This window comes from Nitratireductor sp. J20-h4 (genome assembly GCF_056780505.1).
In genome coordinates this window covers 2,370,020-2,383,344 of record NZ_CM165557.1, presented here as the reverse complement: position 1 = coordinate 2,383,344, position 13,325 = coordinate 2,370,020, and the positions used below count along the sequence as shown (strand labels likewise).

Genomic DNA, 13,325 nt, shown 5'->3' with positions numbered 1-13,325 from the left:
AACAGGACGGATTTTCCCGGTTTCCCCTCCTGGCCAACGAATCGGCAGACGAGCGCCTGTCCCGCCCGGCCCGTAGCCGTTTTTCACGATGGCTTTGCTCCCGCGACAAAGCCTACCGCGACAGAACGCGGGTTTCGCCGATCCGGAACACGGTCGTGCGGGTTTGCGGCGTCGAGGCGGCGAGAAAACGCCGCTTCTGTTCGGCCGGCGGATCCTCCGAAAGCGCGAACGTGCCCCAATGCATACCAACGGCAAGCCGCGCGCCGAGCATCTTGGCCAGTTCCGCGGCCTCGCCCGGTTCGACATGGTAGGGACGCTGGAAGTGATGCGGGGACCAGGCGCCGGCCGGCACGAGGGCCACGTCGACCGGACCCAGGCGCCGGCGCATGTCTGAAAAGACCGTGTTGTCGGCGGCGGTATCGCCGGCGAAATAGACCGTGTTCTGCCTGTCGCCGATCACGAAACCGGCCCAATGCATGCTGTCGATGGCAAAGGGCGGGCGGCGGACACCGTGAATGGCCGGCGCGGCGGTGATCGTCAGGCCGTCGAGCCGCGCCGTCTCGTACCAGCGCATCTCTTCGACACGGGCAAAGCCCGCCCGCCGGACCAGGAACGCCGTGCCCTCAGGGACGAACACACGCGCGTCGGGAAAACGGCCGGCCAGCCGTTCCAGGCTGGCAATATCGAGATGGTCGTAATCGGCATGGGAGATGACGATCGCGTCGAGACGCCGGATCAGACCGGGGTCGGGGCGCAAAGGCGGCAGGCGATGAACATGCAGCCCTCCCGCTCCGACGCGGCTGCCAAGCACGGGGTCGGTGAGGACGGTATGGCCGCCGATCCGGATCAGGAAGGTGGAGTGACCGAACCAGGTGAGCGCCAGCCGCGCCGCGCGTGCGCTCTCGAATTGTGCTTCGGCCTGCGCGGGCGTCAGCCAGTGGCCGGACGGCAGCGTGTCCTTTTGCGGAAACAGCTTGAGCGCCATCTTGGCCAGATGGTCGGTCCAGCGGGCGATTTGCGGCGCCGGAACGGGCCGGTCCGGATTGGCGTAAAACCGCGGCCCGTCCGTGGCGCGTCGGCCCGGTCCGCTACAGGCCGCCAGCGCGAGCGCCGCCAGCACGATGACGGTTTTCGCGCGCGTTGCTTCCCCGCGAGAAAGCACTCCCACCCCCCATTTTGCGCCAGTCTAACCGGTGTTTGCCCGGGAACAAACCCGCCTGTGCCTGATGATGGGTCGTGGGGATGCGTGCGGCGGGTCAGTCAGGCTCGATGCCTGTTCCCGACAGCGCGCTTGGAAACTGCCGGCCGGGCTGCGGCTATTGCGTCGTGGTCGAGCGGCCGACGCACCGTAAACCCGCACCAGCATGAGCAGTCCGGCTCACACCGCATGCCGGAGGTGGCGAACCTCGCGCACCACGGCGCGCCATCGCAGATAATCGATCGGGATCGGTTCGTTGCGTCCGGCGATGGCGTGAATGGCGTTTTCGAGATTGTTCTTGGCCCGCCAGAAATCATAGTCTGAAAAGCGCCGATCTCGGGCAAGCGTCTGCGCCAGCGCCTTGACATCAGTCGTCACGCCATCACCTCAGTGTCGTTCAAGAAGCCCGCCGTCTCACCCGTTTCCCGAGCCATCTGTTGCGAGTCGGCCTATGCGTTCAAGGCCGGGCTTCGGCTGTCCACATTAACGTTTCGTTAAGGTTAACAATGTGTTGCGCCGGCCGGGACGGTTTTTGCGCGCATCAGCGATGCTCCTCGACCGAGGTCTGGACGAGGGCCTGGTTGAAATGGCGCAGGGCCGCCACCAGGCTGACCCAGGCGATGACGCGGGTCTCGTCGGCGGGGTCGACCACCGGCAGGCGTTCATGGCCGCCAGTGTCGAGGGCGCGCAGGGCCGCGTCGAGCGTGTCGGTCGGTTTGAGCGCCGTGCCGTTGCGTTCGGGGTCATAGGCGAGGGGCTCGCCGCCTGCGGCGAGCGGCTCCATGAAGTCCATCACCCGCACCGAGGCGCCGAGCGGCTTGTGCGGGCCCTCGCGCACGTCGAGGCCGCGCAGGCGCAACTGCCACTGGAACCAGGAATGACCGTGCACGGCCTGGATAACGCCCTGGGCCACGGCCACCGTCAGCAACAGCGCGATGGCGAGCGCGTAGCCGCCGGTCAGTTCGAACACGATCATCGCCGTGGAGATCGGCGCGCCGAACACGGCGCCGGCGACCGCGCCCATGCCGAGCATGGCGTAGAGACCGCCGCTGGAGGCCATGTCGGGGAAAAGGCTGGAGGCGATCATGCCGAAGGCGCTGCCGGTGAGCGCGCCGACCACCATCGCCGGCGCGAACACACCGCCGCCGAAGCGCGCCGCAAGCGAGATTGCCGTCGCCACCGTTTTCAGCACGATCAGCGACAAGATGAGCGCCAGCGGCAGTTGCTCCGACAGGGCAAGGTCGGTGAGCTCGTAGCCGACACCCAGAATATGCGGAAAAGAGACGCCGATCGCCCCGACCAGTACACCGCCGGCCACCGGCCGGGTCCAAAGCGGTATCTCGACGCGGCGGGCGGCGAAATCGGCGATGAACAGCGCGAACTGAAACAGGATCGCCACCACGGCCGAAACCAGGCCGAGAAGCACGAAGGCGGGGAATTCCCAATAGGAGGCGACCGCATAGGCCGGCACGGAAAACGAGGCGTCGGGCCCGAACCACAGCCTGGACAGGACGCTGCCGGCGGTCGACGCGATCATGATCGGCACGAAGGAGCGCAGCGCATAGTGGCCCAAAACCACCTCGTGGGCGAACAGCACGCCGGCGAACGGGGCGTTGAAGGAGGCGGCGACCGCGCTTGCCACGCCCGCCGACAGCAGGGTGCGGCGGCACCATTCCGGCAGCGCGGCGCGGCGCGCGATCACCCCGCCGAGCGTTGCGCCGAGATGCACGATCGGTCCCTCGCGCCCGGCGCTGGCGCCGCTGCCGACCGAGATGGCCGAGACCAGCGCCGACCACAGCCCGTCGGCCATGCCGAGCTTGCGCCCGGTAAAGGCGCGCGCCTCGATGACGTCGGCCACGCCGCCGGCGCGCCGCACCGAAATGCGCTGCAGCAGGAGGCCCACGACGAGGCCGCCGACGACCGGGCCGGAAACGATCACCCACCACGGCATGCCGGCGGCCGCCGTCAGGGTCTGTTCGGAGCGGCTGCCGAGCCAGAACCATTGCGCGAGGCCGATCAGTTCGCGGAAGCCGATCGCGGCAATGCCGGCGCCAAGGCCGATCGCCAGCGCCAGGCACAAGACCAGCGGCTGGCGTTCCTTGCGGAAATCGCGCCAGTTCGGGCCGACCCAGCCCCTGAGCGCGACGATGGCGCGCTTGGCGACGACGTTCATCGCGCCGACCTAGCGCCGGATCGCGATCGAGCGGCCGGCGCGTTGTGGCATCGGCAGCACCTGGTGGGCGGCGCGCACCGCCTCGACCTTTTGCCTTATGTCGTCGGGAAAGGCGGCGACCCGCGGCCCGGCCATGTCGATATGCAGGGACAGCGTTTCCGACGTCGCGGCCAGCCAGCCGTCGAGATGGTGGATTTCCTGATAGGCGCGCAGGCGCTTGTCGTCGTGGTCGATCAGATTGAAGGAGACGCGGACGCGATCGCCCAGATGCAGTTCGCGGACGTAACAGACATGGACTTCGGCGGTGTAGATCGTCAGCCTGCGCGCGCTGGCGTAGTCGGGTCCCATGCCCATCAGTTCGAACACCTCGTCGGAGCAGCGGTCGAACAGCACGTTATAGTAGGCCATGTTGAGATGGCCGTTATAGTCGATCCAGTCCTTTTCGATCTCCATGATGCGCGACAGGAACGGTGCGTCGATGGTCATTGAATTTCCCCGCTTGATGATCTCTCCGGCGCAGCCGATAAAGGCGCGGACGCCCGCCGGCCCGGTCCCGATACTCATCAGAACCGGGACGCCTTCTCAAGGCCTGCGCGGCACAATGCAAGGGGAGGAACCTATGGCGCTTGCCGATCTGGTCCGCGTCGAACGCAACGAAGACGGCATCAAGGCCGCGCTCGGCGTTCTCAAACAACGCTTCGGCGAGCGGTTCCAGACCGGCCAGTCGATTCGCGAGCAGCATGCCCACACCACCACCTACATCCCCGCGCAACTGCCGGACGGCGTGGTGTTCGCCCGCTCGACGCCGGAGGTGCAGGAGGTGGTGCGGGTATGCGCCACGCACCGGGTGCCGGTGATCCCGTTCGGCACCGGCACGTCGCTGGAAGGCCATGTCAACGCGCCGGGCGGCGGCATCTCGCTCGACCTGATGGGCATGGACAAGATCGTGTCGGTCAACGCGGAAGATCTCGACTGCACGATCGAGCCGGGCGTGACGCGCGAGGCGCTCAACACCTATCTGCGCGACACGGGGCTGTTTTTTCCGATCGATCCGGGGGCTAATGCCAGTCTCGGCGGCATGGCCTCGACACGCGCTTCTGGCACCAACGCCGTGCGCTACGGCACGATGCGCGACAATGTGCTGGCGCTGACGGCGGTAACGGCCGACGGCAGCACGGTGACGACTGCCGGCCGCGCCAAGAAATCCTCGGCCGGCTACGATCTGACGCGGCTGTTCATCGGCGCGGAGGGCACGCTCGGCATCATCACCTCGCTGACGCTCAGGCTGCAGGGCATTCCGCAGGCGATTTCGGGCGGGGTGTGCCCGTTCCCGAGCGTGGAGGCGGCCTGCGAGGCGGTGATCGCCACCATTCAAATGGGCATCCCGGTGGCGCGGATCGAACTGGTCAACCAGCTTCAGATGAAGGCGATGATCGCCTATTCGAAGCTCGACTATCCCGAAAGCCCGTGCCTGTTTCTCGAATTTCACGGCACCGAAGGCGGCGTGGCCGAACAGGCGGAGCTGTTCGGCGAGATCGCGGCCGACAACGGCGGCGGACCGTTCATCTGGACACAGGTCGCGGAGGAGCGCACCAAATTGTGGAAGGCGCGCCACGACGCCTATTGGGCCTCGCTGCCGCTCAGGCCCGGTGCGCAGGGCCTGTCGACGGATGTGTGCGTGCCGATCTCGCGGCTGGCCGAGTGCATCGCCGAGACCGAGCGCGACATCGAGGCGATGGGGCTGGTGGCGCCGATCGTCGGCCACGTCGGCGACGGCAATTTCCACGTGCTGGTGCTGATGGACCCCGAAGACACGCGCGAGATCGCGCAGGCGGAGGCCTTCGTTGCCCGGCTGAACGAACGGGCGCTGGCGATGGAGGGCACCTGCACCGGCGAGCACGGCATCGGCCAGGGCAAGGCGAAGTTTCTGGAACTGGAGCTGGGCGCCGGCGTCGACATGATGCGCGCCATCAAGAAGGCGCTCGATCCGCAAAACATCCTCAATCCGGGCAAGATCTTCAATTTCGAGTGAAGCGCGTGTTCGCGGGAACCGGGAGCGGCGCCGCCACTTTATCGACACGCCGATCGGGATAAGGTGTCGGCCATCGACGACTCAGGAGCAGGTTTCTGGCCCGTCTGTTCGTATTTATCGGCGGCTTGATCGTGCTGGCGCTCACCGCAGCGCTGGTGGGGCCTTATTTTGTCGACTGGACCAGCTATCGCGCCGATTTCGAACGCGAGGCAAGCCGCATACTCGGCCGCGCGGTGACCGTGGAGGGCACCGCCACGGCGCGGCTCTTGCCGTTCCCCTCGGTGCGGTTCACCGATGTCAGGGTGGCCGGGGCGACGCCCGGCGAGCCGCAGATGACGGTCGACAGCTTCTCGATGGACGCGGAACTGTCGCCGTTCCTGCGCGGTGAAATCCTGATCTTCGACATGCGGCTGGAGCGGCCGTCGGCGGTTATCACGGTGGCCGAGGACGGCACCATAGACTGGGCGGCGCGGCCGGCAACCCTGTTCGACCCGTCGCAGATATCGCTGGAAAAGATCACCATCGCGGAAGGGAGCGTGCGGCTGCGTCACGCGCTCAGCGGGCGCGAGCATTTTGTCAGCGAGATCAATGCCGAAATCGCCGCGCGCACGCTCGCCGGGCCGTGGCGGCTCGACGGCGCGATGCGTCTCGACGGGCAGGCGGCGGCGGTCACGCTGTCGACCGGCACCGTCGAGGACGACGGCACGTTGCGGCTGCGCGCGCGTGTGCGCCCGAACGGTCAGGCTTTCGCGCTGGAAACCGACGGCCGTGCGCGGCTGCATGACGGGGCGGCCAGCTATGAGGGGCGCTTCAAACTCGACGCGGGCATCCGCACCGCCGAGGGCGAGACGGAGGCCCAGCCCGAGGCGCCGGCCGGCTATCGTTTCGCCGGCGCGTTCATGCTCGACAATAACCGGCTCGACGTTTCGCAGTTCCGGCTCGAGACCGGTACGCTCGACGATCCCTACACCGCCGACGGCACGGCGCTGCTCGACTTCGGCGTCACGCCGCGTTTCCTGATCCAGGCGACCGGCGCGCAGGTGCGCCTCGACGGCGGAGAGAGCGAGGACGGCGACATAACCGGTCTGGCGCTGCAGGATCGCCTGGATGCGCTCAACGAGGCCGTGCTCGATCTGCCGCGGCCGGGCATCGCGGGAACCGTCGACATCGACCTGCCGGCGATCGTGGCCGGCGATACGACCATTCGCGACGTGTCGTTCTCGGCCGAACCGGGCGAGGCCGGCTGGACGGTCAACACATTGCGGGCAATGTTGCCCGGCCGCACCCGGCTTGAGGCGAACGGGCTGATTTCGGCCGGCCGGGCGATGCGCTTCGATGGCCGGCTTTTGTTGGCGGTCGGCCAGCCGTCGGGCTTTGCGGCATGGCTCGCGCGCGACGTCGACGAGGCGATCCGGCGTTTGCCGGCCGCCGGTTTCGCCGCCGATGTCGAACTGGGCGCCGAGCGCCAGCTTTTCAACAATCTCGAATTGATTCTCGGCACGGCGCGGTTTCGCGGCTCGCTCGACCGCCAGGTGCGCGACGCCACGAGGCCGGCGATGATCGCCGCGCTGGAAGGCGAGGCGCTGGACGTCGACGGCATGGCGGCGTTCGCCTCGCTGTTCGTCAGCGATGCCGGTGTGACCCATTTCGGCGGGCACGACATCGATTTCAGCCTGAAGGCGGGGCCGGTGCGGCTGTCGGGCCTGGCCGCCGACACGGTCGATACCGCCTTCCGGTTGCGCGGCAACCAGCTCGACATCGACCGGCTGGCGGTGACGGGCTTCGCGGGCGCCAATATCAGCGCCACGGCAAAGCTACGCGACATTGACGGCCGGCCGAGCGGCTCCGTCGACGCATCCATCCTGGCGGGCGATCTGGCCCCGTTCGCGCGGCTGGTGGCGGCGCGCTTTCCGCAAAACGCCCTGGCGGCCGCGCTTGCCGGCCGGGCCGATGCCTATCAGGGGCTGATGGACGACGCGCAGATCGACCTGGTGGCGAGCCTGGAGCGCACCGACGCGGGGCCGGGCCAGGCGTCGCTGGGCGCGCAGGGCCATATCGGCGACAGCGATGTCAGCCTGTCGCTGTCGTCGGAGGCTTTCGACGGCGACCTTTTCGGCGCGCCGCTGGCGCTGTCGCTGGAGGCCGAGACCACGAATACGGCCGAGTTGCTGGCCTTTGCCGGCCTGCCGGCCTTCGATCTCGGCCTGACCGGGGAAGGCTCGGCGCAACTGGCGGTGGACGGCACGCTGGCACAAGGCGCGGCGGTCCGGTTCGCGCTTCTGTCGCCGCAGGCGCAGGTGCGCTTTACCGGCGAGGCCACGGTGAACGGCATGGCGCTGTCGGCGCGCGGCGGGCTCAGCCTTTCGGGCGACGATCTGGAACCGTGGCTGATGACCTCTGGTCTCACCCTGCCGGGCATGGGGCTCGGCCTTCCCGCCGACCTCAAGAGCTCCGTCACGCTGCACGACGACGTGCTCACGCTTGCCGACATCGCCGGCAATGTCGCGGGAAACAGCGTTCAGGGCATGCTGGAGGCCCGGGTCAGGAAGGGGACGCCCGATCTCGCCGGCCGGCTCGAACTCGACGGCTTCGATCTCGCGCTCGCGGCCGGCCTGGCGCTCGGCGAAGGGGCGATCGAATATGACGGCGAGGGCTGGCCCGACGCGCCTTTCGTCCAGGCCGCGACGGCGCCGTTTACCGGACGGCTGGATTTCGAGGTGGGCACGCTCGGCGTCGGCAGTTGGCTGAGCGCGGAGGATGCGACCTTCACTCTGGGGCTGGATCGCGAAGGGGTGCGGATTGCCGATCTCAAGGCCGGCTTCCTCGGCGGTTCGCTGGAAGGGCTGGCCGAACTCAAGAACAATCAGGGGGCGGGCCTGTTTTCGGCCCAGCTCGCCATCGAGGGCGCCGACACCGCGGCGCTGCTGCGCGCGCCGGGGTTTGGCGGCACGGCCGATCTGAGCGCGACGGCAACGGCAAGCGGGCGCACCGTCGGCGGGTTGATCGCGGCGCTGACGGGATCGGGCACGGCGCGGTTCGTCGGGCTTGCCGTGCCGGGCCTGAGTGCGGACGCGCTCGGGCCGATCCTGGCGCGCGCCGACGAAATCGGCCGCGACATCACCGTGGACCAGACGGCCGGTTTCGCGCCTGCGCTGGTCGCCGACGGGACGCTCGCGATCGGCGAAATCGTTGCCCCCTTCACGATTGCCGGCGGCGTGATCCGCACGCCGCCGCTGTTTCTGGACGCCGGCGCGGCGCGTCTGGAGACGCAGGCGCGCGCCGATCTCAATTCCGGTGCGGTGTCGCTGGACGGTCAGTTGCGCTACGAAGCCGGCGACCAGGCCGTTATCGGTTCCGAACCGGTGGTCGACATCGCCGTCGAGGGAGCGATCGGCAATGTGATGCGCCGTTTCGACACCGCGCCGCTGGCGCAGTTCCTCACCCAGCGCGCGCTCGAGCGCGAACAGGCCAGGGTGGAAAAGATGCAGGCCGAACTTCTGGAAAAGCAGCGGCTGCGGCGCGAGGTGCGCTATTACACGCAGAAGGCCGAGCTGCGCCGCGTTCGCGAGGCCGAGGCGGCGGCGCGGCAGAAGGCCGAGGCGGAAGCACGCCAGAAGGCCGAAGAAGAAGCGCGCCGGAAAGCCGAAGAAGACGCCAGGCGCCAGGCCGAAGAGGCGGCGCGGCTGAAGGTTGCGGAGGAGGCGAGGCGCCAGGCCGAGGAAGAAGCGCGGCTGAAGGCCGAGGAGGAGGCGCGGCGCCAGGCGGAGGAAGAGGCGCGGCGGAAGGCCGAGGACGCGGCGCAGCGAAACGCCGCGGAAGCGGCGCGACGGAAGGCGGAAGACGACGCCGCGCGCATCCGTGCCGAGGACGAGGCTAGGCGACGCGCGCAGGAGGAGGCGCGGCTACGGGCCGAACAGGCTGCGCGCGACAAGGCCAGAGAGGCGGAGAGCCAGGCCGGTCAGGCCGCCTCGGCCGATGCGATCACCCGCGAGCCGCTGCCGCCGCCCGCGCGGCCGCAAAGACCACGGCCCGGTTCCGCGTCGGAGCTCGATTTCGACGCCATGGATATCGAGGAATTCTTGAAATCCCATTCGCCCGGCCGCTGAGGGGGCGCGGCGTGAACGTGCGGGTCGGCTGGCCTGACGTCGAGGCGCGGAAAAGGCGCTGCCGCGGCTGAAACCGGCGCCCGGTCGTCACGGTCACGGTTCGCTGTGAAGGCCGGGTTCGTCGGGGTGGTGCGCGCGCATCTGGTCGAGCACAAAAAGCCGCAGGGCCGACGACAGATTGGTGTCGCGGGGACGGTGTTCGTCGATTTCGGCAACGAGCGCGGCGAGGGCTCGATCACGCCGCGCCGCGATTTTCTTCAACTCGTCGTAAAAAGCCTGTTCGATCGAATAGCTGGTGCGGTGGCCGCGGATCGTGACCGATCGTTTGCGCACGCCGCTCACGGCTGGTCGTCGCCTTGCGGCTTGTCGCGGCGATGGCCGTCGAGTGCTGCGCGGGCGGTCCGTTCGGTGCGGGCGTCGGTCTGCTTTTCGGTCTTGGTGCGGCCGTGGCGCGCCCGGTTTTCGCTCGCGCGTTTTTCGCGCTCGGCCCGTTCGGCGCGCTTGCGCGCCTGGCGCAGATTGACGATCTCAGCCATCGGCGCTCCCGGCCGGGCAATCCTTGCCGCTATTTCTTGCGGAACGCATCGAGCGAGACGACCTGGGCGCCCTTGGTTTCGGTCTCGGCGTCGGCCTCGGCCGGTTCCTCGACCTTGGCCTCGTCCTTCTTCTTCTTGGCGCGCTCGCCGCCGGGTTTTTTCGCCGCGGTCGCCTTGGCGGGTGCGGCGGTCTTCTTGTCGTTCGCGGCCGGCTGGTCCTCTTCCTCGGCCGGGACCTCCGCCTTGACGTCGAATTCGAGCTCGAAATTGACCGAGGGGTCGTAGAAGCCGCGCACGGCCGAGAACGGAATCTCGAGCTTTTCGGGAACGTCGGAAAACGACAGGCCGATCTCGAAGCCGCTATCGGTCACTTTCAGGTCCCAGAACTGGTATTGCAGCACGATCGTCATCTGCTCGGGATAGCGCTCGCGCAGCCGGCTGGAGACCCGCACGCCGGGGGCGCCGGTAAGGAAGGTGATGAAAAAATGATGGTTGCCCGGCAGGCCCGTCTTGGCAACCTCGCTCAATACCTTGCGCATTACGCCGCGCAGGGCTTCCTGGGCGAGGATGTCGTAGCGAATTTGGTCGTCCGTCATGCAGTCGGGGTCCATCGAGTGAGTCCGGTTAGATTTAGTGCGGTTTGCACCAAGATGGAACCGGCGAGTGCGATATTCCCGCATGCTCGGCCGCTATGGTGTACGCGGGCAGCGTCGCCGGCGACGTCTCAGGCCGCCCGCAGCGTCTCGACCACGAAGCGCACCCGCTCGGCAAGGCCGGTTTTGGGCAGTTCGACAAGCCGGTAGCCCAAGGCGAGATAGGTTTTGGCCATTACCGCATGCGTGCGCAGGGCCTCCTGGGGCGATTGGCGGCGCTCGGCGTCGTTGACATAGATTTCGGGCCAGTGCGGCGCGATGAAGACGGTTGTGTTGTAACGAAAACCGGCGGCGGCCCGCGCCAGCGCCGGCGGCACGGCAAGCCCCGACAGGTCGAGATAACCGACAATGTCGGGGATGGCGCGGTCGAACAGGACGGTCCCGCCTTGCCGCAGGGCGAGTGCGTGCGAACGCAGTTCCCAACTCAGCATCAAGTCGGCAAAACGCGTCCGGTCGGCCCAGGGCAGGGCGTCGGCGCCGATCGCCTGTTGCTGGCGGATGATGCCGCGCCCGGCCTCGTCCATGACGGCGAAACCGGTCGCGGCCAACGCGTCGAGCAACGTTGTTTTGCCGGAGCCCGGCCCGCCGGTGAAGACAAACAGGCGCTCGTTGTTGCGTGAGGACATGACATGCTTTCTGGCTGGATGGTTTTGGCGGCGGCGTGCGCACGGGAAAGCGGCTGCAAGGCGCGCATAGCGGCGCGGATACGCGCGACAGCGGTCGGGAATGGACGGGGAGGCAGGCGGGGAGAAGTGGAGGCTTCTGTTGCCAGGTGCCTCCGAACCCCGCCTAGAGGTGCGAACCGCTAGGACTTGAATTGAAGCTGTCGAGCCGCATTACGCAGCGAGACGTGCTTCCGCATAGTTGTCGTTTGCAACTACAAGTTTAGCCCGATAACGGTGGTACCATGCCGGGCGAAAGTCCGATCTTTACACCTTCGTCGATCCTGTTTCGCCCCCATCAAAAACCGCCGGAACGGCGGTTCATGGTGGAGGCGCCGGGTACCGCCCCCGGGTCCGAACGGCTTATTGCATCGGCAGTTTATCGCCATAGTCAGACAAGCTGACGGAGCGAATATAGGGATGCCGGCGGCAAAAGAAAAGACCGCCGGCGCACGCTCGGGCCCGGCTATGCGGCCGGCGCGGTTTTTGCTTTGCGCGCCAGCCAGCGGTCGAGCCTGTCGGAGAGATCGTGTGTGGGAACCAGGCTGGCGAACTGGTCGCTTTCGGTCTGCAGACCCTCGGAAATGCTCATATTCAGACCGCGCGTGGTCGCCGCCAGGATCGCCCCGGCGGACGAGGCGGTGTGGGCCGCGATGCGCTGCGCCAATTCACGCGCCGCCGGCATCACCTCGTCGCTTGGCACGACCCGGTTGACAAGCCCGAGTTCGAGCGCGCGTTGCGGCGAAAACGTCTCGCCGGTCAGCAGCAGTTCGAGCGCGCGCTTGCGCCCGACGAGGCGCGCCAGGCGTTGCGTGCCGCCGAAGGTGGGCGGCATGCCGAGCCGGATCTCCGGCTTGGCAAACAGCGCGTCCTCGCTGGCGATCGTCAGGTGGGCGGCTTCGACGATCTCGCAACCGCCGCCGAAGGCAAGACCGTTGACGGCAGCGATCACCGGCTTGCGGTAGGCTTCGATCCGCGCCGTCATGCGCTGGCCGCGGCGCACGAAGTCACCGACGGCGCGTTCGGTGCCGGCGCGGACGCTTTCGCGAAATTCGGGAATGTCGCCGCCGGCCGAAAAGGCGCGGCCGCCGGCGCCCGTCACGATCACCGCACGGCAGCGGCTGTCGGTCTCGATCTCGTCGAGCAGCTCCATCAGGCGGTCGATCAGGCGGTAGGACAGCGCGTTGAGCTTGTCGGGGCGGTTAAGCGTCAGCACGGCGATCGAGCCGGCGACATCGTAGAGGACAGGTTCTGGCATCGGGCTTTCCTGTAGGCAGGTTGAGACAACAGAAAGGGTAGCGTGACGACATGGTTGTGTATATTCACTAGTCGGTATACATAGAGCCATGGCGACGACGGCAAAACCCACCCGCGAACGTATCGTCCAGGCGGCGACGACGCTGTTTTACGGCGAGGGAATCCGCGCCGTCAGCGTCGATGCGGTCGCCGCCAGGGCCGGGGTCACGAAGCGGACGCTTTACTATCATTTCGCCAGCAAGGACGACCTGATCGCCGCCTATCTGGAAGGGCGCGACCAGCCCAACCTGGCCACTTTCCGGCGCTGGTTCACCGAAACCGACGGGTCGCTTGCCGACAAGGTGCGCGGTATTTTCACCGCGCTCGCCCGCTCGGCCCGCAAGCCGGGATGGAAGGGCTGCGGCTTTCTGCGCACGGCGGCGGAACTGGCGGCCATGCCCGGCCACCCGGCGCTGCGCATCGGCGCGACACACAAGAAGAAGTTCGAGGCCTGGCTTGCGGAAATCTTCGCGGGCGACGGGGTGCCGGAGCCGGACAGGCTGGCGCGGCGGGTCGTGCTGCTTCTGGACGGTTCGTTCGCCGTCGTGCTGCTGCATCGCGACCCGGACTATATGGATGAAGCCGGCGCGGCGGCCTTTACGCTGGTCGAGGCCGCTTTGTCGCGGTCGGGGCGTGCCTGAGCCGGTCAGGCGGTGAGGGCGCTCAAGC

12 protein-coding genes and 1 other RNA gene are annotated in these 13,325 nt (G+C 67.7%); 3 read left to right on the top strand and 10 right to left on the bottom strand.

All coding sequences use genetic code 11. The annotated features are described in order from the left end of the window. Positions 1-112 precede the first annotated feature (112 nt). The 4 genes from ACT2B0_RS11620 to ACT2B0_RS11605 all read right to left on the bottom strand — a co-directional run bounded on the left by ACT2B0_RS11620 (position 113) and on the right by ACT2B0_RS11605 (position 3,857). Positions 113-1,162, bottom strand: a complete 1,050-nt coding sequence (locus tag ACT2B0_RS11620; protein ID WP_473464885.1) for an MBL fold metallo-hydrolase — start codon at positions 1,160-1,162, stop codon at positions 113-115. A gap of 216 nt (positions 1,163-1,378) precedes the next feature. Then, the gene (locus ACT2B0_RS11615; protein ID WP_473464883.1) at positions 1,379-1,576 is read right to left on the bottom strand and encodes a hypothetical protein; all 198 of its coding nucleotides are present in this window, start codon (positions 1,574-1,576) and stop codon (positions 1,379-1,381) included. A 163-nt stretch (positions 1,577-1,739) separates the two neighbouring features. Further along, positions 1,740-3,371 (bottom strand): chloride channel protein, encoded by a 1,632-nt coding sequence (locus tag ACT2B0_RS11610; RefSeq protein WP_473464880.1) that lies wholly within the window; start codon positions 3,369-3,371, stop codon positions 1,740-1,742. A gap of 9 nt (positions 3,372-3,380) precedes the next feature. Beyond that, entirely contained in the window at positions 3,381-3,857 is a 477-nt protein-coding gene (locus ACT2B0_RS11605; RefSeq protein WP_473464879.1) for a thioesterase family protein, read from the bottom strand. 133 nt (positions 3,858-3,990) lie between these two features. On the opposite strand from ACT2B0_RS11605, the gene ACT2B0_RS11600 reads away from it, so the two are divergent. Further along, on the top strand, positions 3,991-5,403 hold the full coding sequence (locus tag ACT2B0_RS11600; protein ID WP_473464877.1) for an FAD-binding oxidoreductase: 1,413 nt from the start codon (positions 3,991-3,993) through the stop codon (positions 5,401-5,403). 95 nt (positions 5,404-5,498) lie between these two features. Continuing rightward, positions 5,499-9,509 (top strand): AsmA family protein, encoded by a 4,011-nt coding sequence (locus ACT2B0_RS11595; protein WP_473465944.1) that lies wholly within the window; start codon positions 5,499-5,501, stop codon positions 9,507-9,509. A 93-nt stretch (positions 9,510-9,602) separates the two neighbouring features. On the opposite strand, the gene ACT2B0_RS11590 is transcribed toward ACT2B0_RS11595, so the two are convergent. From ACT2B0_RS11590 to ACT2B0_RS11565, 6 genes are all read right to left on the bottom strand, one after another. After that, on the bottom strand, positions 9,603-9,851 hold the full coding sequence (locus tag ACT2B0_RS11590) for a ribbon-helix-helix domain-containing protein (protein WP_473464875.1): 249 nt from the start codon (positions 9,849-9,851) through the stop codon (positions 9,603-9,605). Next, a complete protein-coding gene (locus ACT2B0_RS11585) occupies positions 9,848-10,045 on the bottom strand; it encodes a DUF4169 family protein (protein ID WP_473464873.1) in 198 nt (65 codons plus the stop codon). The genes ACT2B0_RS11590 and ACT2B0_RS11585 overlap by 4 nt, the downstream gene beginning before the upstream one ends. 29 nt (positions 10,046-10,074) lie before the next feature. Then, a complete protein-coding gene (locus ACT2B0_RS11580; RefSeq protein ID WP_473464871.1) occupies positions 10,075-10,641 on the bottom strand; it encodes an SspB family protein in 567 nt (188 codons plus the stop codon). Between the two features lie 128 nt (positions 10,642-10,769). Continuing rightward, a complete protein-coding gene (locus tag ACT2B0_RS11575) occupies positions 10,770-11,324 on the bottom strand; it encodes an AAA family ATPase (protein ID WP_473464870.1) in 555 nt (184 codons plus the stop codon). 125 nt (positions 11,325-11,449) lie between these two features. Beyond that, positions 11,450-11,804: a transfer-messenger RNA gene (gene ssrA, locus ACT2B0_RS11570) on the bottom strand. A 22-nt stretch (positions 11,805-11,826) separates the two neighbouring features. Beyond that, complete coding sequence (locus tag ACT2B0_RS11565) at positions 11,827-12,618, bottom strand: crotonase/enoyl-CoA hydratase family protein (RefSeq protein ID WP_473464868.1); 792 nt, start codon at positions 12,616-12,618, stop codon at positions 11,827-11,829. Positions 12,619-12,706: 88 nt separating this feature from the next. On the opposite strand from ACT2B0_RS11565, the gene ACT2B0_RS11560 reads away from it, so the two are divergent. Next, complete coding sequence (locus tag ACT2B0_RS11560; protein WP_473464866.1) at positions 12,707-13,297, top strand: TetR/AcrR family transcriptional regulator; 591 nt, start codon at positions 12,707-12,709, stop codon at positions 13,295-13,297. Positions 13,298-13,325: the final 28 nt, after the last annotated feature.

What these genes read in the sequence shown, in the direction of transcription:
- ACT2B0_RS11610 (WP_473464880.1), bottom strand. Translation starts at nt 3,371, where the DNA reads ATGAACGTCGTCGCCAAGCGCGCCATCGTCGCGCTCAGGGGCTGGGTC.
- ACT2B0_RS11605 (WP_473464879.1), bottom strand. Translation starts at nt 3,857, where the DNA reads ATGACCATCGACGCACCGTTCCTGTCGCGCATCATGGAGATCGAAAAG.
- ACT2B0_RS11600 (WP_473464877.1), top strand. Translation starts at nt 3,991, where the DNA reads ATGGCGCTTGCCGATCTGGTCCGCGTCGAACGCAACGAAGACGGCATC.
- ACT2B0_RS11585 (WP_473464873.1), bottom strand. Translation starts at nt 10,045, where the DNA reads ATGGCTGAGATCGTCAATCTGCGCCAGGCGCGCAAGCGCGCCGAACGG.
- ACT2B0_RS11580 (WP_473464871.1), bottom strand. Translation starts at nt 10,641, where the DNA reads ATGACGGACGACCAAATTCGCTACGACATCCTCGCCCAGGAAGCCCTG.
- ACT2B0_RS11575 (WP_473464870.1), bottom strand. Translation starts at nt 11,324, where the DNA reads ATGTCCTCACGCAACAACGAGCGCCTGTTTGTCTTCACCGGCGGGCCG.
- ACT2B0_RS11565 (WP_473464868.1), bottom strand. Translation starts at nt 12,618, where the DNA reads ATGCCAGAACCTGTCCTCTACGATGTCGCCGGCTCGATCGCCGTGCTG.
- ACT2B0_RS11560 (WP_473464866.1), top strand. Translation starts at nt 12,707, where the DNA reads ATGGCGACGACGGCAAAACCCACCCGCGAACGTATCGTCCAGGCGGCG.